The sequence below is a fragment of the Xanthomonas sp. NCPPB 1132 genome, assembly GCF_056629235.1.
The window spans coordinates 1398635-1417191 of the sequence record NZ_CM152819.1; the positions used below are offsets into that span (position 1 = coordinate 1398635).

The 18557-nt window shown below is 71.6% G+C and carries 11 protein-coding genes; 7 read left to right on the forward strand and 4 right to left on the reverse strand.

What is annotated here, in order from left to right; genetic code table 11:
* Positions 1 to 78 precede the first annotated feature (78 nt).
* From AC1G9L_RS06045 to AC1G9L_RS06055, 3 genes are all read right to left on the reverse strand, one after another.
* Entirely contained in the window at positions 79 to 6081 is a 6003-nt protein-coding gene (locus AC1G9L_RS06045; protein ID WP_481070478.1) for an MBG domain-containing protein, read from the reverse strand.
* A 13-nt stretch (positions 6082 to 6094) separates the two neighbouring features.
* Complete coding sequence (locus AC1G9L_RS06050) at positions 6095 to 7792, reverse strand: ShlB/FhaC/HecB family hemolysin secretion/activation protein (protein ID WP_481070479.1); 1698 nt, start codon at positions 7790 to 7792, stop codon at positions 6095 to 6097.
* A gap of 245 nt (positions 7793 to 8037) precedes the next feature.
* Positions 8038 to 8580, reverse strand: coding sequence for an O-acetyl-ADP-ribose deacetylase (locus tag AC1G9L_RS06055; protein WP_010341506.1), 543 nt, complete (start codon positions 8578 to 8580; stop codon positions 8038 to 8040).
* 125 nt (positions 8581 to 8705) lie between these two features.
* Here AC1G9L_RS06055 and AC1G9L_RS06060 point away from each other — a divergent pair, with 125 nt between their 5' ends.
* The gene (locus AC1G9L_RS06060) at positions 8706 to 9203 is read left to right on the forward strand and encodes a hypothetical protein (RefSeq protein ID WP_481070480.1); all 498 of its coding nucleotides are present in this window, start codon (positions 8706 to 8708) and stop codon (positions 9201 to 9203) included.
* 22 nt (positions 9204 to 9225) lie between these two features.
* Here AC1G9L_RS06060 and AC1G9L_RS06065 read toward each other — a convergent pair whose 3' ends face one another.
* Positions 9226 to 9741 carry a methyltransferase family protein gene (locus AC1G9L_RS06065; protein WP_481070481.1) on the reverse strand — a complete coding sequence of 172 codons (516 nt, stop codon included), beginning with the start codon at positions 9739 to 9741 and terminating at the stop codon, positions 9226 to 9228.
* A gap of 257 nt (positions 9742 to 9998) precedes the next feature.
* On the opposite strand from AC1G9L_RS06065, the gene AC1G9L_RS06070 reads away from it, so the two are divergent.
* The 6 genes from AC1G9L_RS06070 (at position 9999) to AC1G9L_RS06095 (ending at position 18523) form a co-directional block, all read left to right on the forward strand.
* Positions 9999 to 11099, forward strand: a complete 1101-nt coding sequence (locus AC1G9L_RS06070) for a nucleoside hydrolase (RefSeq protein ID WP_010341509.1) — start codon at positions 9999 to 10001, stop codon at positions 11097 to 11099.
* Between the two features lie 192 nt (positions 11100 to 11291).
* Complete coding sequence (locus AC1G9L_RS06075) at positions 11292 to 12749, forward strand: AtzE family amidohydrolase (protein ID WP_481070482.1); 1458 nt, start codon at positions 11292 to 11294, stop codon at positions 12747 to 12749.
* Positions 12749 to 14329, forward strand: a complete 1581-nt coding sequence (locus AC1G9L_RS06080) for a gamma-glutamyltransferase family protein (RefSeq protein WP_481070483.1) — start codon at positions 12749 to 12751, stop codon at positions 14327 to 14329. The genes AC1G9L_RS06075 and AC1G9L_RS06080 overlap by 1 nt, the downstream gene beginning before the upstream one ends.
* 5 nt (positions 14330 to 14334) lie before the next feature.
* On the forward strand, positions 14335 to 14736 hold the full coding sequence (locus tag AC1G9L_RS06085) for a tetratricopeptide repeat protein (protein ID WP_019801285.1): 402 nt from the start codon (positions 14335 to 14337) through the stop codon (positions 14734 to 14736).
* 145 nt (positions 14737 to 14881) lie between these two features.
* Positions 14882 to 15805: a LysR substrate-binding domain-containing protein gene (locus tag AC1G9L_RS06090; protein WP_019801284.1), complete on the forward strand. Its 924-nt coding sequence runs from the start codon at positions 14882 to 14884 to the stop codon at positions 15803 to 15805.
* A 1473-nt stretch (positions 15806 to 17278) separates the two neighbouring features.
* Entirely contained in the window at positions 17279 to 18523 is a 1245-nt protein-coding gene (locus tag AC1G9L_RS06095; RefSeq protein ID WP_481071026.1) for an allantoate amidohydrolase, read from the forward strand.
* Positions 18524 to 18557: the final 34 nt, after the last annotated feature.

Sequence of the window (18557 nt, forward strand, 5' to 3'; positions counted from 1 at the left end):
GCGGCCGCCTTGGCCGGTGAGGAAGGCAGCGCGCTGACCTGACGACACCGCCGCGCGGTGCCGTCAGGTGGTTCCCGGTTACTGCCGGATGATGCAGCTGTCCGCGGAGGCGTCGGACGCCCCGGGGCTGCAGGCGACGGCCGGGGCGCGAATGCCGCCGTCGACGATCAGGATCGAGTCGGTGGCGGCCGTCACCGTACCGCTGCTGCCGGTGCGTGCCGCGGCGGCCAGCTCCCGCGCCGTTTCGTCGGCCTGTTGCGGACTCGTCTCCGGCGTGCTGCCGGCATCGCTGGTCACGGTGGCGGCGGCGACCGAGGTATTGATCGCCTGCACGGTTGTGGTGGGCAACTGGATGCCGCTACCGCCGCCATCGCCGCTGCCGGCGACCACGTCCAACAGGCCATCGACATAGGTGATGGCGTAGTTGGACAGTCCTGCACCGGTGGCGCCGGAGGCGGTGATGGCGTAGTTGCCGACCGCCGCGCCGCTGCCGGCGCCGTCGCTGTTCAGGGCGACGCCGGAAACGGTGTCGCTGTTGAGCAGGCCGGAGACGCGGTAGCCGGTCAGGGTGGCGGTACTGCCGACGGTCTTGCTGGCGTCGCTGGCGACGATGCGCAGGGTGGCCGGATCGACGCGCAGGCTGCCATCGACGTAGCTGATGACGTAGTTGGACAGCCCTGCGCCGCTGGCGCCGGAGGCGGTGATGGCGTAGTTGCCAACCGCGGCGCCTGCAGCGGCGCCCGCACTGCCCAGCGCTACGCCGGAGACGGTGTCGCCATTGAGCAGACCGGCGACGCTGTAGCCGCTGAGGGTGGCGGTGCCGCCGTAGGTCTTGTTGGCGTCGGTGGCGACGATGCGCAGGGTGGCCGGATCGACGCGCAGGCTGCCATCGACGTAGCTGATGACGTAGTTGGACAGCCCTGCGCCGGTCGCGCCGGAGGCGGTGATGGCATAGTTGCCGACAGCGGCATCGGCGCCAGCGCCCGCACTGCCCAGCGCCACGCCGGAGACGGTGTCGCCATTGAGCAGGCCGGCGACGCTGTAGCGGCTGAGGGTGGCGGTGCCGCCGTAGGTCTTGCTGGCGTCGGTGGCGACGATGCGCAGGGTGGCCGGATCGACGCGCAGGCTGCCATCGACGTAAGTGATGACGTAGTTGGACAGCCCTGCGCCGCTGGCGCCGGAGGCGGTGATGGCGTAGTTGCCCACTGCCGCGCCGCTGCCCGCGCCCGCGCTGCCCAGCGCGACGCCGGACACCGTGTCGTTGCCGAACAGACCCGCGACGCTGTAGCCGCTGAGGTTGGCGGTGTCGCCGTAGGTCTTGGAGCCCGAGGTCGCCGTCACCGTCAGTGTCGCCGGGGTGATGGCGATGCCGCCGGAGACCACGTAGCCGATGTCGTAGCCCTGCTGCGAGGACGCCAGGCCACCGATCTGCAGCGTGCCGTTGCCGGTGGTGTAGCTGCCGACGCCATTGCCGGCGGTCGCGTAGCGCAGCGACGATCCGAACAGCAGGCTGGGGTCGAAGGCGCTGCCGACCGTGTAGGACGCGAGCGTACCGCTGACGCCGTTGCCGTCATAGGTCTTGTCGAGGCCGGAGACGCTGCCGCTGATCGTCAGCGGGGTCAGGAAGCTGCGCAGCAGCGGCGTGCCCATGTGTTCGTACAGGCGCCAGGTCAGGCCGGTACCGCCGCGGTCGTCGATCGCCCAGCCGGCATCGGTGAAGGTGGAGAGCGTGTTCAGCGCGCTCCACGACCTGCCGCCGCTGATCGCGTCGATGGTGCCGACGCTGTTGCCTGCCGTGTTCAGACCCACGTTACGCGGATTGCCGCCGATGTCGGTGGCGAAGAAACTGGCGACGATGCTGCCGTTGGAATTGGAGCCGACCAGGCCACCGACCGCGCCAGTGCCGGAAACGTTGCCGGTGGCGTAGGAGTTGCGCACGGTGTTGTTGTAGTTGACGCCGACCAGTCCGCCGACATACGCCGTGCCGGTGGCATCGCCGCTGGCATAGGTGTTGGCGATGGTGCCGTTGTCGTTGTAGCCGGCCAGCCCGGCGACATACATGCTGCCGGAGACGTTGCCGGTGGCGTAGGCATTGCCGATGCTGCCGCCGTCGTTGTAGCCCATCAGCCCGCCGAGGTAGTTGCTGCCGTACACGGCGCCGGTGGCATAGGACGCGCCGACGTTGCCTCTGTCGCTGTAGCCGACCAGGCCGCCGACGAAGCTGCCGCCGGACACGGTGCCGGTGGCATGGGTCGAGGCGAGGCTGCCGTGGTCCATGGTCCCGACCAGGCCGCCGATCTCGGACGAGGTGCCGATCACCCCGCCGGTCGCATAGGCCGTGTCGATCGCGGCGGAACTGCGTCCGACCAGGCCGCCGACGCTGCGGGTTCCCGATACGTTGCCGCTGGCATACGCGTTCTGGATGCTGCCGGCGCCGGCCATGCCGACCAGGCCGCCAGCGCTCGAGGTGGTCGCGGTGACATTGCCGGTGGCGTGGACGTTCTGCAGAGTGCTCTGGATAGCGTTGCCGATCAGTCCGCCGACGTTGTTGCCGGTGGTCGTGCTGGTGCTGCTGACGTTGCCGGTGGCGAAGGTGTTGGTATAGCTGCCCTGGTAGTCGTTGCCGACCAGGCCGCCGACGCTGCTGCCGCCGGAGACCGTGCTCGACGAGGACGAGGCGCCGATCGTGCCGTTGGCGTTGCTGCCGACCAGTCCGCCGACATAGTTGCCGCTGTAGGCGCCGCCGCTGCCGACCACGCTGCCGCTGGTCTGCACGCCGGCGATCGTCCCGGCGTTGTTGTAGCCGGCCAGGCCGCCGATGAAGTTGCCGGTGCCGCTCATGCTGCCGTTGACGCGGATGCCGCTGAGGGTGCCGGCATTGAAGCCGGCGATGCCGCCCACGTAGGCGGTACCGGTGACAGTGGCGCCGGTCAGGGCGAGATTGCCGATCTGGCTGGCGGCGCCGGTATTGCCGAACAGGCCGACGTAGGACGCGCCGCTGCGGGCGATGGTGAGCCCGGAGATCGTGCGGTTCGCGCCGTTGAGGCTGCCGGTGAAGGCGTTGCTGCTGTCGCCGACCGGGCTGAAGCCGGCGCTGCTCCACATGCCGCTGGCGTTGCTGCCGGCGGTCTGGCTGGCATCGATGTCGGCGGACAGGCTGTAGTTGGCCGCCATGTTGTACGCCATCAGCTGCAACTGGTGTGCGTTGCCGATCGTGGTGCTGTACTCGCTCGCCAGGAACGGGCGCGTCTGCCCCTCGATCATGATCCAGGCCGGGCTGCCGACGCCATCGCTGGCGACGTAGACGTTGCTGGTGCCGGTCAGCAACGTCCAGGTGCCGAGATTGCCGTAGGTGGTGTGGCTGTAACGGTTGCCGCTGCCGAAGCTGGTCAGGTTGGTGGCGCTGCCGCCGCCGCCGCTGCTGATGGCATTGGCCTGGCCGGTACTGCCGACGTCCCACGACGCATTGCTGACGCTGCCAGCATTGGAGCCGATCAACCCACCGACATTGTTGGTGCCGCTGACCGCGCCAGTGGCGTAGCTGTTGCTGACGCTGGCGGAGGTGACGGCTGCGCTGCCTGGATTGTTGACGCCCACCAGTCCGCCGACCGAGGTCGGCGCGGTGACGCTGCCGGTGGCGTAGGTATTGGCGATGCTGCTCTGGTAGTTCATGCCGACCAGTCCGCCGACCATGGAGCTGGTGCCGATGACGCTGCCGCTGGCATAGCTGTTCTTGATCGTGCCGGCGTTCTGGTTGGTTCCGACCAGCCCGCCGACATAATTGGTGCCGCTCACGTTGCTGGTGGAATACGTGTTGGTGAGGCTGCCGCCGTCGTTGTAGCCGACCAGGCCGCCGGTGTTGGAGGAACTGCCGGTCACGCTGCCGGTGCTGTGGGTGTTGCGGATCGTGCCGCTGACGTTGTTGCCTGCCACGCCGCCGACGGCGCTTTGCCCGTTGACGCTGCCGGCGAACGCGCTGCCGTCGATCAAGCCCAGGTTGTAGCCGGCCAATCCGCCGACGCCGCCGGAGCTCCCGGTCACGCTGCCGTCGACGGTGACGTTCTTGATCGCGCCCTGGCCATAGCCGACCAGGCCGCCGACGTAGTAGCCGCCGGAGATGGAGACATTGCCCAGGTGCAGGTCGCGGATGACACTGTTGCTGCTGGTGGTGCCGAACAGGCCGACGTAGCCGCTGGCGCCGGAGATCGTCAGGTTGTGGATGCTGTGGCCCAGGCCGGCCAGCTTGCTCTGGAAGGAGGAGACCAGGGCGCTGCTGCGGGTGACGCCGGCCAGGTCGATGTCCTGGGCCAGCGCGTAGGCGCCGGGGCTGTTGAAATAGGTGGCCGCGTCGGCCAGCGAGTGGATCAGCGTGTACGCCTGGCCGTTGATGGCCAGGCTGGCGTGCGCGCCGCCGAGCGAGACCGGGGTGTTGACGTAGTAGTCGCCGGAGCCGCCGACGGTGCCGTTGTCGGTATAGCCGCCGTAGTTCAGCACCAGGCCGGCGTTGGCGCCGGTCGCGGTGATGGGCGCATTGAGATAGATGCTGTGGTACGCGTCCAGGGTCAGCGTGGAGTTGCCGTTCCAGCCGATCGCCGCATTGACGTTGATGTCGCCGGCGCCGCTGCTCACGTTGCCCGGACCGCTGGCGTTGGTAATGGAGGCGATCAGGGTGACGTTGGTGCCGCCGTTCAACGCGCCGCTGATGGTGCTGGCCGCCGCGCTGTCCACGGTCAGGTCTTCCGGGTCGACCAGCCAGGTGCCGGCGCTGCCGGGGCCGGCGCCCTTGGCGCCGACGGCGATACCGGAGAAGTCGACGGTGTGGCCGCTGGTTTCGAGCAGGCCGCCGTTGCCGCGGCCAGCGGCGTCGGCGCGCAGCGCGCCGTGCACCGCGGTGTGGCCGTCGGACCAGACCACGATCGAGCCGCCATTGCCCTGGCCGGTCGCGCTGGCGTCGAGCGTCGCGCCGCTGGCGACGGTGGCCGCGCTGGCGTGCTGCAACTGCTCGCCGCCCTGGTAGCCGCCGCCGATGCGGATGCTGCCGCCGGCCGCGCTGCCGCGGGCATCGATGCGGCCAGCGACGTTCACCGCGCCATCGGCCAGCAGCTGCACGCTGCCGCCCTGCGTACCGGAGACATCGATGCGGCCGCTGCTGGCCACGTCGCCGCCGCTGCCGACCAGGCGCACGCTGCCGCCAGACGTGTCGATGCCGGTGGCTTCGAGCGTGCCGGTATTGTTGACCAGCAACTGCGACAACCCGGTGCTGCCGGCCTGCAGCAGGATCTGCCCGCCGTTGGCGCGCAGGGTGCCGCTGTTCTCCACCGCTGCCGCGGCGCCGTCCACCGACTGGCTGGCGGCCGCGACCATCTGCATGCCGATCGCGCCGGCCGCGTCCATGGTCACCTTGACCTGGTCGGCCGAGAGCAGGCGGATGGCGCCGCCGTCGGCGGTGATGCTGCCGCGGTTGGCGACATGGTTGCCGACCAGGTTCACGGAGCCGCCGTTGCCGGCGTTGATGCTGCCCTGGTTGACCACGCTGGCAGCGCCATGGTCGCCGCGCGCGAGCAGGTAGCCGTGGTCATCGTCGCCGGCCAGGCCCAGCGAACTGGCGACCAGGCCGCCGACGTTCACCTGCGCGTGGTTGCCGAACAGGATGCCGGCGGAGTTGATCAGGAACACGTTGCCGTTGGCGCGCAGGCTGCCGTCGATGACGCTGGCGCCGTGGCTGGCGTCGATCAGGTTGAGCGCCACCGCCGAACTGGAGGGCTGCACGAACACCACGCTGGCGTCCTTGCCGACGTTGAAGCTGTTCCAGTTCAGCACCGCCTTGGCGGCGTTCTGGTCGATCTGCAGCGTGCCGCCGTTCTGCGACACGGTGGCGCCGGTGGCGCTGGACAGCGACGGCACGCCGCTGGCGTAGGCCGGTGCGGCCAGCGCGCAAGCCAGGGCGAAGGGCAGCAGTGGCGCGGCCAGGCGGGCGGCGCCGCTCGCGCCGGTGGCGCCGGCGTGGCCGGCGGCGACTTCGGAGGCGACCTGGAGCACGCCGAGGTGGCGATTGAAGACGAGGCGGTAGATGCGGTTCATGGGGATCCCCAGGTCAGAAGGTCAGGCCGAAGCGGGCCCAGTAGCGCACATCCTTGCCGTCGCCCGGCTTGGTGGTGCCGGTGGGCTTGGCCGCGGCCAGATCGAACGAGAGCCCGTGCCAGTCGGGCAGCCGGAAGCTGAGGCCGACACCGGCTCCCTCGAAGGTGGTGACGCTGTCGTAGACCGCGCGGTTGGCGCCGTTCGGGTAGACCCGGCCGTAGTCGTAGAACACGCTGGCGGTCAGCAACTGGCCCCAGGCGCGGCCGCCGAACGGCGAGGCGGTGCCGGCGAAGCCCGGTGCGTCCACCTGGTACTCCAGGCCGGAGTCGAAGCCGCGGTCGCCGAGCGCGGCGCCGAGCGGGAAGGCGCGCACGCTGGTCGGTCCGCCCAGCGAGAACTGTTCCAGCGGAGTCAGGGTGTCGTCGCTGTACTGGCCGTTGACGCGCAGCTGCAGCCGCTGCGTGGCGGTCAGCCCCTGCAGCCGGGTGTAGCTCAGGCGCGCGACGGTGAAGTGGCGGTCGTGGCGGGCGTACAGGTAATCGGTCTGCGGCGAATCGTCGTCGAGCGCGCCGCGCACGCTGAGCTGCAGCAGGTCGATGGCGTGGAGCCGGCGGTCGTCGTGGCGCACGCTGGTGCCGAGCTCGGCCACGTCGAATTTCTGCTTGGACAGCAGCACGCCCAGGCCCTGCAGGCGCGAGCTTTCCTTGACCAGGTGCAGCCAGCTCTGCACGCGCCAGGCATCGGAATTGACGAACTTCCAGTCCAGGCCCAGCGCGCTCTGCTGGGTCGGGCCCTGGATGTCGAGCGCGGCGAACGCGCCGTTGTCGAGGTTGACCACGCTGCGCGTGTACGACGCGCTGGCGCTGAGGCCATCGACGCCGGCGATCGGCACCTGGTAGGCGAGGCTGCCCTGCCAGGTATTGGCCGGATCCAGCGCATAGGCGTAGCTGGCGGACAGGTGGTCGCCCAGGCCCAGCGGGTTGTTCCAGTCCACCCCCACCTGGGCGCGGTAGCGACCGATGCTCGGGGTGCCGTAGTTGCTGGCGCCGACGCTGACATGCAGCGGCCGCTCCTCGCGCGCCTGGATCACCACGTCGGTCTCGCCGGGGTTGGTGCCGGGCTTGAGCACGGAGGTGGCGGAAACGCCCGGCAGGTCGCGGGCATACAGCAGCGCCGACTGCAGATCCTGCTGGCGCAGGATCTGGCCCTGCAGGGCCAGGGCAGGGCTGGCGATCAGGCGGTCGTCGTAGCGGCGCGCGCCCTCGACGGTGATCTTGCCGACCCGGCCCTCGACCACGCGGATCTCGACCACCTGGTCCGGCCCCAGGGTCTGCACCGGCAGATACGCGCGGGCGACCAGGAAGCCGGCGTCGCGATAGGCCTGGGTGAGCGTGTCGGCGATCTGCTGCAGCTGCGCGAAGCTGAGCCGGGCCGGCAGCGTGCCGCCGCCGAGCGCGTGCAGGCGGGCGTCGGCCAGGGCCTGCAGGCGCGCCGGGTCGATCCGCTCGCGCGGATGCGCGCCGACGCCGGTCACCCGGATCGCCTGCACCGCGATCGGCGCCGCCGCGTCGGTGGTGGTGCCGGCGGCCGGGGCGGCCTCCTGGGCAAGTGCCGGCGCGCAGGTCAGGGTCAAGGCCAGGCCGGCGGCCCACGGGAGCGCAAACAGCGCATTCGCCAGCGTGCTTGGGCGCGGGCGGCAGGAGATCGTCATGATGTTAAGGCGGCGTTAGGATTGAGGCTCGCGCACTGTAGCCTTCCCGCCGCGGGTCAATCTGAGCAAATCTGAGCGCGCAATCACTCTTTGCAGCGTCCCCCGGCACGGTGTCGGGGAAACACCGACACCCCGCGGCGCCCCGCAACGTCAATCAGTGAGCAGATGCCCGGGATCCGAGGCAGCCTACGCCCGGTGTAGGCCAGATGCCCATGTCTGGCGTGGTGCTGCCAGCGGACGGTCGCTCAGGCGGCGGTGGCGCATTGCGCGTCACGCAGCGCCTGCCGATACGCCTTGGCGGTGGCGTCGTTGTAGGCCACCAGGATGATTCGCTTCGGCACCGCGTGCGCGCGCTGCCAGGCGTCGGTTTCGGCGACCGCAATGCGCGCGGCCTGGTGCAGCGGGTAGCCGTAGACGCCGCAGCTGATCGCCGGGAACGCCACCGAGTGCAGGCCCATCTGTTCGGCCAGGCGCAGGGTGCGCCAGTAGCAGTTGGCGAGCAGGGCCGGTTCGTTGTGGGCGCCGTCGCGCCACACCGGCCCGACGGTATGCAGCACATGCCGCGCCTTGAGCCGATGGCCCGCGGTGGCGCGCACCTCGCCCACCGGGCAGCGCACGCCCGGCTTGAGTTCCGGCAGACGCCGGCATTCTTCCAGCAGTTCCGGGCCGGCGGCACGGTGGATGGCGCCGTCCACGCCGCCGCCGCCGAGCAGGGACTCGTTGGCGGCGTTGACGATCGCGTCCACGTCGAGCTGGGTGATGTCGCCTTGCCAGATTTCGATCTTCATGCGCCGATCTTTAGGGGAGCCGAATGATGGATGCGTGAGGGTGTTTCCACCGGCGCCGCGTGTTGCCACGGCCGCTTAACCGGCCAGCGGCAAGACTGACGCGCCCCCATCTCAGCACCTGCGACATGAACCCGAACCCGCCGCCGCCACAGGTTGCCGAGGCCCTCGCGCAGGGCCAGATCGTCAAGGCGATCAAGCTGCTGCGCGCGCACAGCGGCATGGACCTGCGCAGCGCGAAGGAGCAGGTCGATGCCTGGTTGCTGGCCGGTGCGGCCCGCTCGGTGACGGAGTTGCTCGACCGCCACGCGTCCGCTGCCGCAGCGGGGACGACGTCGGCGCCGTCGGCCCAGGCGCGTGCGCCGACCGAGGAACGGCGCCTGCCACCGGCGGCGGAACTGGCGCTGCGTCGCGGCGAGCGGCGCAAGGCCGCCAAGCTGGTGTTCGAGCAGTATCCGGACATGTCGCTGCGCGAGGCGCTGGAGATGGTGCAGCGGCATCTGCGCTCGGCGCCCACGCTGGGTACCGCCTCGACCGTGGTCGCCGGCGACCGCGGCGGCGCCTGGCGTTGGGTGCTGCTGGCGCTGCTGCTGGCCGCGGCGGCGGCCTGGTGGCTGACACGCTGAGGCGTGCCGGCCCGGCCGGTGGCTACAGCCAGCGCGCGACCTGCGCGCAGTAGCGCGCATAGGCGCTGCCGAAGCGCTCGCGCAGGCGCGCTTCCTCGTAGGGGATCACCACCCACTGCAAGGCCAGCAACGGCAAGGGCAGCAAGAGCGCCGACCACGGCCAGCCAATCTGCACGCTCAGGCCGAGGTAGCTCAGGGTCAGGCTGACGTACATCGGGTTGCGGGTCAGCCGGTAGGGGCCGTGGCAGACCAGCTGCGAGGGCGCGCGCTCGGGCAGCAGGGTGGTGCGGTCGCGCGCGAACAGCACGAAGCACCAGCACGCCAGCAGCAGGCCGGCGAGCGCGACCACGCCGCCACCCAGTTGCAGCCAGGCCAGTGCGGCGCCCTGCGGCAGCGGGAGCGGCAGCGCGTGCTGCAGGCTGGCGCCGAGCAGCAGCGCCAGCAGGAAGTGCGCCGGGGAGGTCGTGCGGACCAGCAACGGCACGCGCGCCTGTGCGCGCGCAGGCGCTTGCTCGGTTCGGTCGGTTCGTTCGTGCATGCAGTCCTTCCCTGGTTCGGTTGCGGCCACGCAAGTTTACGCGGCTGCCCCCGGCGGACGCGCGCGAGCGCGTCACGAATGGGTGCGTGCGCGACCCGACGGCGCCTCGTCGTGCGTGGCAGTGCGCGCAAACCCGATTACCCTAGCGCCCGCGCGGTACGTCGCCGGCGCCTGCGTTTCGACGTGTCGCGTCGTTCCGCGTCGATCGCGCCCGACGCGCCGGTCGTTTCCCTTTCCGCCACCCACTGTCCCGCCTCATGCCAATCGCTTCCGCCAGCACCGCCACCATCCCGCGTCGCCGGGTCATCCTCGAGGACGACATCGACGGCTTCACCCCTGCGCAACTGCTGTTGCTGCAATCGCCGGAGGTCGAGGTGCTCGGCATCTCGGTGGTCAGCGGCAACATCTGGCGCGACGAGGCGCTGGCGCATACGCGCCGGTTGCTGGAAATCGCCGGGCGCGGCGAGGTGCCGGTGCTGCCCGGCCCGGTGTTCCCGCTGCTCAACAGCGAACTGGCCACCGAGCGCTGGGAGGCGCTGTACGGCAAGTTGCTGTGGAAGGGCGCGTGGACCCGGCAATGGGTCGAGCACGACACCGTGCAGAGCGCGCCGCGCTACCACGCGCACGACGTGGTCCCGGACCTGCCGCTGGGCAATCCCACGGTGGTGCAGGCGGCCAGCGAGCCGGCGGCGCTGTTCATGATCCGCAAGGTGCGCGAGTTCCCCGGCGAGGTCAGCATCGTCGCCACCGGGCCGTTGACCAACCTGGCCCTGGCGCAGCGGCTGGATCCCGAGTTCGCAAGCCTGGCCAAGGAACTGGTGTACATGGGCGGCAGCCTCAATCCGCGGCAGCGCCGCGACAGCGTGTCGGCGGCGCAGTTCGCCCGCGAGTTCGTCAACTCGCCGCGGCGCGAGTTCAACATCCGCTGGGATCCGGAGGCGGCCAGCATCGTGATGCGTGCGCCGTGGCGGCGCATGGTGATGGTGCCGGTGGATCCGTCCACCGCCACCGAACTGACCCCGCAGCTGCTGGCGCGGATGAGCGCGGCCGACACGCCGATCGGCCACGCGCTGCGCCGGCGCGAGCCGGGCTTCCCGATGTGGGACGAACTGGCCACCGCGGTGTGGCTGCGCCCGGAACTGGCCACGGTCAGCGAGACCCTGTACGTGGACACCAACACCGAGTTCGGCGCCGGCTACGGCGACATCCTGTCGTGGGCGCCGGGCTACCAGCCGGGCCTGGGCGAGCAGGCGCAGCAGGTGGTGCGCGAGGTCGACGTGGACGCGATCGAACAGTTGCTGGTGGAGCGCCTGACCGCGCCGCAGCCGCCGGCGCTGGGCGCGCCGCTGCCGGCGTAGGGCGGGCCATCGGCCCACCGCCGGTCGGGCGCTGCGCTGCGTGACGCTGGCGCCGTCCGCGCCAGGCCGAAGGGTGACGGACGCGTCGCTGGAGGACATGCCCGCTGCTCGGGCGGGTTGCGCGAACCGCGCGTTGCAGGCGACGCTGGCGATCGACAGCGTGCACCGTTCCCCCTCCATCGAGACGAGCTCATGCAGATCCCAGCGACCTGGCAGGCCGGTATCCAGCGCAACGCCGAGCTGCTGCGCGGCTACGCGCACCTGCTGCAGGACTTCGCGGCGCCGCCGCCACCGCCAGCGCCGCAGGAGGGCGGGGTCGTCGCGCAAATGGTGGCGGCCACGCGCGCCGACGGCAGCGCCGCACGGCGACACGCGCAGCAGGCGCTGGCGCAGATCGACCGCGGCAATGCGCAGTTGTGCGCGGTGACGCGGCCGCTGCCGGCGCGCGCCGAGGCCGATGCGGCGCGCGTGCAGGCGGCATTGGCCGGTGGCGGCGACGGCGGCGCGCTGGCCGGGGTGCCGTTCGTGGTCAAGGACCTGTTCGATGTCGCCGGCCTGGCGACCACCGCCGGCGCCGCGCTGCGCGCCGACGCGGCGCCGGCCACGTGCGATGCGGCGGTGCTGCGGCGCCTGACCGAGGCCGGCGCAGTGCTGGTCGGCACCGCCAACATGGATGAGTTCGCCTACGGCTTCGCCACGGTCAACGCGCACTACGGCACCACCACCAATCCGCACGATCCGCAGCGCCTGGCTGGCGGTTCCTCCGGCGGCTCGGCGGCGGCGGTGGCGGCGCGCTGGGTGCCGTTCGCGCTGGGCTCGGACACCAACGGCTCGATCCGTGTGCCGGCGGCGCTGTGCGGCATCTACGGCCTGCGCCCGAGCCATGGCAGCCTGGCGATGGACGGCGTGTTTCCGTTCGTCGAGGCCTTCGACGTGGTGGGTCCGTTCGCGACCACGGTCGCCGACCTGCGTGTGGTGTACGAGGCCATGCGTGGGCAGCCGCTGCCGTCGCGGGACGCCGTCGGCTTGCGCGTGGCGCGCCTGGACGGCTGGTTCCGACGCAATCTCGATCCGGAACTGGACGCCGGTCTGGCCGCGCTGCACGACGCGCTGGGCGGCAACGCCTGGCGCGAACTGCCGCAGGCCGAACGCGCCCGCGCGGCGGCGTTCGTGATGACCGCGGCCGAGGGCGGCTATCGCCATCGTCAGGCGCTGGCCGCGCATGGCGACCGCTTCGATCCGGCCACGCGCGATCGCCTGCTCGCCGGGCTGCAACTGCCGGCCGCGGCCATCGCCGACGCGCAGCGGTTCGGCGCCTGGTTCGCCGAGGCGATGCAGCGCCTGTGGGACGAGGTCGACGTGCTGCTGGCGCCGGCCACGCCGTGCGCGGCGCCGCGCATCGACCAGGAGACGATCCAACTCGACGGTGTGGCGGTGTCGGCGCGGGCCAATCTTGGCGTGTTCACCCAGCCGCTGGGCCTGGCGCGTTGCCCGGTGCTGGCCGCACCGCTGTACCGCCCGGGGCAGTTGCCGCTGGGCGTGCAACTGATCGCTGCGCCAGGGCGCGAGGACCGCCTGTTCGCGCTCGCCGCGCAACTGGAACGCGCCGGCCTGATCGGCGCGACCCCGCCGTCGCTGGAGCCGCGCTGATGCTGCATACCCTGCGGTCGCGGCGCGGCATGGTGGTCGCCCCGCATCATCTCGCCGCGCAGGCCGGGCGCGACGTGCTGCGCGACGGCGGCACTGCGGTGGAGGCGGCGGTGGCGACCGCGGCCTGCCTGGCGGTGGTCTATCCGCACATGACCGGCATCGGCGGCGACGGCTTCTGGCTGATCGCCGAACCGGACGGCCGCGTGCATGCGATCGACGCCTGCGGCCGTGCCGCGCAGGGCGCCACGCTGCAGCACTATGCCGGGCAGGCGGCCATTCCATGGCGCGGTCCGGGCGCGGCCAATACCGTCGCCGGCACCGTGTCCGGCTGGGCGCTGGCCTTGCGCCAGAGCGAGGCGCGGCTGCCACTGGCGCGCCTGCTCGACGACGCCATCCAGCATGCCGCGGCCGGCGTGCCGGTCACCCTCGGCGGCAGTGCCGTCGCCGCGGCCAAGGGTGCCGAACTGCGCGCCCAGCCCGGCGCCTACGCGGCGATCTTCGAGGCCGCCGGGCGGCCGCTGCGCGAGGGCGAACTGCTGCGCCAGCCGCAACTGGCCGCGACCCTGCAGCGCCTGGCCGCGGCCGGCCTGGACGATTTCTACCGCGGCGCGCTCGCCGCCGACCTCGCCGCCGACCTGCAGGCGCTGGGCAGCCCGCTGCGCGCCGCCGATCTGGCCGCGCACCAGGCCGAGGCCAGCGTGCCGCTGTCGGTGGCGGTCGCCGGCGCGCGCCTGTACAACCACGCGCCGCCGACTCAGGGCCTGGCCTCGCTGCTGATCCTGGCGCTGTTCGACCGCCTGGCCGTGGACCAGGCCGATGGCTACGCGCACCTGCACGGCCTGGTCGAAGCGACCAAGCAGGCGTTCCTGATCCGCGATGCGCACGTCGGCGACCCGGCCTGGATGACCCTGGACGCGCAGGCGCTGCTCGACGATGCCGGAGCGCTCGACGCGATGGCCGCGCGCATCGATCCGGCGCGCGCGCTGCCGTGGCCGCAGCCGTCGCAGGCCGGCGACACCGTCTGGTTCGGCGCGATCGATGGCGCCGGTCGTGCGGTCAGCTGCATCCAGTCCACCTATTTCGAATTCGGTTCCGGGCTGGTGCTGCCGCGCAGCGGCATCGTCTGGCAGAACCGCGGCTGCAGCTTCCGTCTCGCGGCCGACGGCTGGAACGCGCTGGCGCCCGGGCGCAAACCCTTCCATACGCTCAATCCGGCGCTGGCACGCTTCGACGACGGCCGGCTGATGGCCTACGGCACCATGGGCGGCGAAGGCCAGCCGCAGACCCAGGCGGCGCTGTTCAGCCGCTACGCCCGGTTCGGCGTGCCGCTGCAGCAGGCGGTCAGCGCGCCGCGGTGGCTGCTCGGCCGCACCTGGGGCGAGGACAGCACCACACTGAAACTGGAGGACCGCTTCGACCCCGCCGTGGTGCAGGCCTTGCGCGCGGCCGGGCACGCGGTCGAACTGCTGCCGCCGTTCACCGCGGTGATGGGTCACGCCGGCGCGCTGGTGCGCGAGGCCGACGGCACCTTGAGCGGTGCCAGCGACCCGCGCAGCGATGGGGCGGTGGCAGGGTGGTAGGCGCGTTGCCTGCTGCCGATGCCGGCACGCACGCCGGTCGCGACGCCCTGGTGCGTGCCAGGGCGCTGGTGCATGCGGCGATGACCGATCCGCAGGGCGGGACCGCGGCATTGATACAGGCCGAGTCGCTGCTGCTGGCCGTGCTGGCGGCGACGCCGGACGATGCCGCACTGCTCACCGGCCTGGGGGCGGTGCAGTGCGACCTGGGACGCTACGCTGATGCGGTCGACGCGTTGCAGCGCGCCGTGCGGCTGCAGTCGGACGATCGCCATACCTGCTTCAACCTCGGCGTGGCGCTGCTCAACCGCGGCGACGGCCAGCAGGCGATGGCGCGGTTCAGGCAGGCGGCCACGCGCGAGGGATCGGCGGCGACCTGGGAAGCCTATTTCGATCCGCAGGCGCAATGAGGCGCGGCGCGCGCCATGCCATCCACGTCTGCGGTGCAACGCCGCGCACGCCATGCCGGCGGCAGCGCTTCCGTACCATGGCCCTGGCGCGCCGCTCTCGCCGCGTTCGCGCCGCGTGTTGGGTACCCAGGGACTTCGAGCCGCCATGCTGACCTTTTCCCGCTTCACCCGTTATTTCATGGAGGTGGCGCACTGGCGCAGCATCCGCCGCGCCTCCGAGGCGCTGCACGTGTCGGCGTCGGCGATCGACCGGCAGATCCTCAAGGCCGAGCAGGAACTGGGCGTGCAGTTGTTCGAACGCTTGCCGGGCGGCCTGCGCCTGACCAGCGCCGGCGAATTGCTGCTGGTGGACATGCGGCGCTGGGAGAAGAGCTACCAGCGCACGCTGGAACTGTTCGACGAACTGAAGGGGCTACGCCGCGGCCACGTCGAGATCGCGATGATCGATGCCTTGAGCGAGGGCATCGTGGTCGATGCCCTGGCGCACCTGATCGACGCGCACCCGGGCCTGACCTTCAACCTGCTGACCGAGGACAATCAGAAGGTGGCCGACAAGGTCGTCGCCGCGGAGGTGGATGTCGGGCTGTTGCTGGATCCGGTCAGCGGCATCGACCTGGAGGTGGTCGCCTTCGCCGAGATTCCGCTGGGCCTGTGCATGCCGGTGGGGCATCCGCTCAGCGGCAGGGCGAGCCTGCAGTTGAACGACCTGCTCGGCGAGCATCGCCTGCTGCTGCCGGCGGCGCCGCTGATCGTCAACGAGCATGCCAAGGCGGTGTACCAGCGCCAGCACATCGACACGCGCCGCTGCATCCGCTGCAACGACGTGCGCACGCTGCGCGCGCTGGTGCGCCAGGGCGTCGGCGTGGGCCTGCTGTCGCAACTGGACGTGCTCGCCGACCTGGCCGACGGGCGCCTGGCATTCGTGCCCTTGCGCGAGGGCCTGGCCAGGCCGATGACGCTGGCGCTGTGCGTGGCGCCGCAGCGACAACTGTCCAGGGCGGCGCAGGCCATGCTCAAGGTGTTGGCGCCGCGGGTGGAAGCGATCCTGGAGCCGCGCACGGGCGCGTAGCGCCTAGCCCCTCTCCCATCGGGGCGACAGGGTGCGTCTTGCGCCTCACTGACGCGCACACCCTGGGTGCACGAGGCTGCGCCCGTACCCTCATCCGCCGCTGCGGGGCACCGTCTCCCGGGGGGAGAAGGAAGAGCGAGCCCCTCTCCCATCGGGGCGACAGGGTGCGTCTTGCGCGTCACTGACGCGCGCACCCTGGAGCGCCCGCGCCGCAAGCGCGGGCCGGGGCGCGGAGCGGGGGTTGGGGTGAGGGTCCGGCGCGAAAGCGACTCGTGGAGCCTGGGGGCACGAGGCTGCGCCCGTACCCTCATCCGCCCCTGCGGGGCACCTTCTCCCGATGGGAGAAGGGAAGCGTTTAGCCCCTCTCCCATCGGGAGAGGGGTTGGGGTGAAGGTCCGGCGCGAAAGCGACTCGTGGAGCCCGGGTGCACGAGGCTGCGTCCGTACCCTCATCCGCCCCTTCGGGGCACCTTCTCCCGGGGGGAGAAGGAAGAGCGAGCCCCTCTCCCACCGGGAGAGGGGTTGGGGTGAGGGTCCGGCGCGAAAGCGACTCGTGGAGCCTGGGTGCACGAGGCTGCGTCCGTACCCTCATCCGCCCCTTCGGGGCACCTTCTCCGGGGGGAGAAGGAAGAGCGAGCCCCTCTCCCACCGGGAGAGGGGTTGGGGTGAGGGTCCGGCGCGAAAGCGACTCGTGGAGCCTGGGTGCACGAGGCTGCCGCCCGTACCCTCATCCGCCCCTGCGGGGCACCTTCTCCCGATGGGAGAAGGGAAGCGTCTAGCCCCTCTCCCGTCGGGAGAGGGGTTGGGGTGAGGGTCCGGCGCGAAAGCGACTCGTGGAGCCCGGGTGCACGAGGCTCCGCTCGTACCCTCATCCGCCCCTGCGGGGCACCTTCTCCCGTTGGGAGAAGGGAAGCGTCTAGCCCCTCTCGCATCCGGAGAGGGGTTGGGGTGAGGGTCTGGCGCGAAAGCGACTCGTGGAGTCAGGTGCACGAGGCTGCGCCCGTACCCTCATCCGCCCCTTCTGGGCACCTTCTCCCGATGGGAGAAGGGAAGCGCCCAGCCCCTCTCCCGTCGGGGCGACAGGGTGGGTCTTGCGCGTCACTGACGCGCGCACCCTGGAGCGCCCGCGCCGCAAGCGCGGGCCGGGGCGCGGAGCAGGGGTTGGGGTGAGGGTCCGACCCAGCGGTGCCGGCAATGATGGCGCCGCGAGAGCGGCATCTTGGTCGCGTTGCATTTTTTGCAATGCATCCACGCGAAAACGGCGTTTGCCTGCATTTGTAACGCTTCGTATAGTCCCTACGACCGCTGCGAATTGTCATTTTGAACCGCCAATCCATTGAATTTAAATGGATTTTCTGGCGGTTGGTACCCGCCAGCGCTCGCTTCTTTCTTCCTTCGTGACCGTTCCATGTTCGCCAGCCACGTCCCTCCCGCCGCCACGGTGCCTGCATCGGCCACGGCCTTGACGCCGCCGATGGCCAGCGCGGGCCTGCGCGCGGTCGCGCGCTGCGACGCGCTCGGCGTGGCGCCCTACAGCGACACCGCGCACGGCCTGTTCCGCGGCTGGCTCAGCCCGGCGCATCGCGCCGCTGTGGCGGCGGTGGCGGCTTGGATGGGCGAGGCCGGGCTGCACACCCGCATCGACCCGGCCGGCAATCTGCTCGGCCGCTACGAAGGCGCCGTCGCGCAGGCGCCGGCGCTGCTGATCGGCAGCCACCTGGACAGCGTGCGCGACGCCGGCCGCTACGACGGTCCGCTCGGCATCATGCTCGGCATCGAATGCGTGGCGGCGCTGCACGCGCAGGGCCGGCGGCTGCCGTTCGCCATCGAGGTGATCGCCTTCGGCGACGAGGAAGGCTCGCGCTTCCCGGCATCGATGCTGAGCAGCCGCGCGGTGGCCGGCACGCTGGATCCGGCGGCCCTGCAGGTGCACGACGGCGACGGCATCGCCCTGGCCGAGGCGCTGGCCGCCTGGGGCCTGGACATCGCGCTGCTGCCGCGTGCGGCGCGCGCGCCGCAGGAGGTGCTGGCGTATCTGGAAGCGCATATCGAACAAGGGCCAGTGCTGGAGGCCGAAGGGCTGGCGCTGGGGGCGGTCAGCGGCATCGCCGCGCAGCGCCGCTACCGTGCGCTGCTGCTGGGCCGCGCCGGCCATGCCGGCACCACCCGCATGGATCTGCGCGCCGATGCGCTGGCCGCCGCCGCCGAGTGCGTGCTGGCGGTGGAGCAGGTGGCGCGCAGCGGCCCGGCGGACCTGGTGGCTACGGTCGGGCGCCTGCAGGCGGCGCCGGGTGCGGTCAACGTGGTGCCGGGGCGGGTCGAGTTCTCGATCGACGTGCGCGCCGGCACCGATGCCGTTCGCGATGCCGCGGCCGAGGCGATCGCGCAGCGCCTGCATGCGATCGCTGCCGCGCGCGGCGTGCAGTTGGAGTTGCAGTGCGTGCAGGATCTGCCGGCCAGTCCCTGCGCGCCGCGCCTGGTCGCGGCGCTGGAAGCGGCGATCGCCGCGCAGGGCATCGCGCCGCGACGGCTGGTGTCCGGTGCCGGCCACGACGCGATGGTGATGGCCGCGCTGTGCCCGACCGCGATGCTGTTCCTGCGCTGCGCCGGCGGCGTCAGCCACCACCCGGCCGAACGCGTGGAGCCCGCCGACGCCTACCTGGCGGTGGCGGCGATGCTGCACTTCCTCGATTCCCTGGGAGACACCCTTGTCCGTTGAGCCGCTGCCCGCCGACCTGTTCGGCGAGATCGAT

Bases quoted from the DNA above. Each gene is read 5' to 3' on its own strand.
- AC1G9L_RS06045 (WP_481070478.1), bottom strand. From the start codon at position 6,081: ATGAACCGCATCTACCGCCTCGTCTTCAATCGCCACCTCGGCGTGCTC.
- AC1G9L_RS06050 (WP_481070479.1), bottom strand. From the start codon at position 7,792: ATGACGATCTCCTGCCGCCCGCGCCCAAGCACGCTGGCGAATGCGCTG.
- AC1G9L_RS06055 (WP_010341506.1), bottom strand. From the start codon at position 8,580: ATGAAGATCGAAATCTGGCAAGGCGACATCACCCAGCTCGACGTGGAC.
- AC1G9L_RS06060 (WP_481070480.1), top strand. From the start codon at position 8,706: ATGAACCCGAACCCGCCGCCGCCACAGGTTGCCGAGGCCCTCGCGCAG.
- AC1G9L_RS06065 (WP_481070481.1), bottom strand. From the start codon at position 9,741: ATGCACGAACGAACCGACCGAACCGAGCAAGCGCCTGCGCGCGCACAG.
- AC1G9L_RS06070 (WP_010341509.1), top strand. From the start codon at position 9,999: ATGCCAATCGCTTCCGCCAGCACCGCCACCATCCCGCGTCGCCGGGTC.
- AC1G9L_RS06075 (WP_481070482.1), top strand. From the start codon at position 11,292: ATGCAGATCCCAGCGACCTGGCAGGCCGGTATCCAGCGCAACGCCGAG.
- AC1G9L_RS06080 (WP_481070483.1), top strand. From the start codon at position 12,749: ATGCTGCATACCCTGCGGTCGCGGCGCGGCATGGTGGTCGCCCCGCAT.
- AC1G9L_RS06090 (WP_019801284.1), top strand. From the start codon at position 14,882: ATGCTGACCTTTTCCCGCTTCACCCGTTATTTCATGGAGGTGGCGCAC.
- AC1G9L_RS06095 (WP_481071026.1), top strand. From the start codon at position 17,279: ATGGCCAGCGCGGGCCTGCGCGCGGTCGCGCGCTGCGACGCGCTCGGC.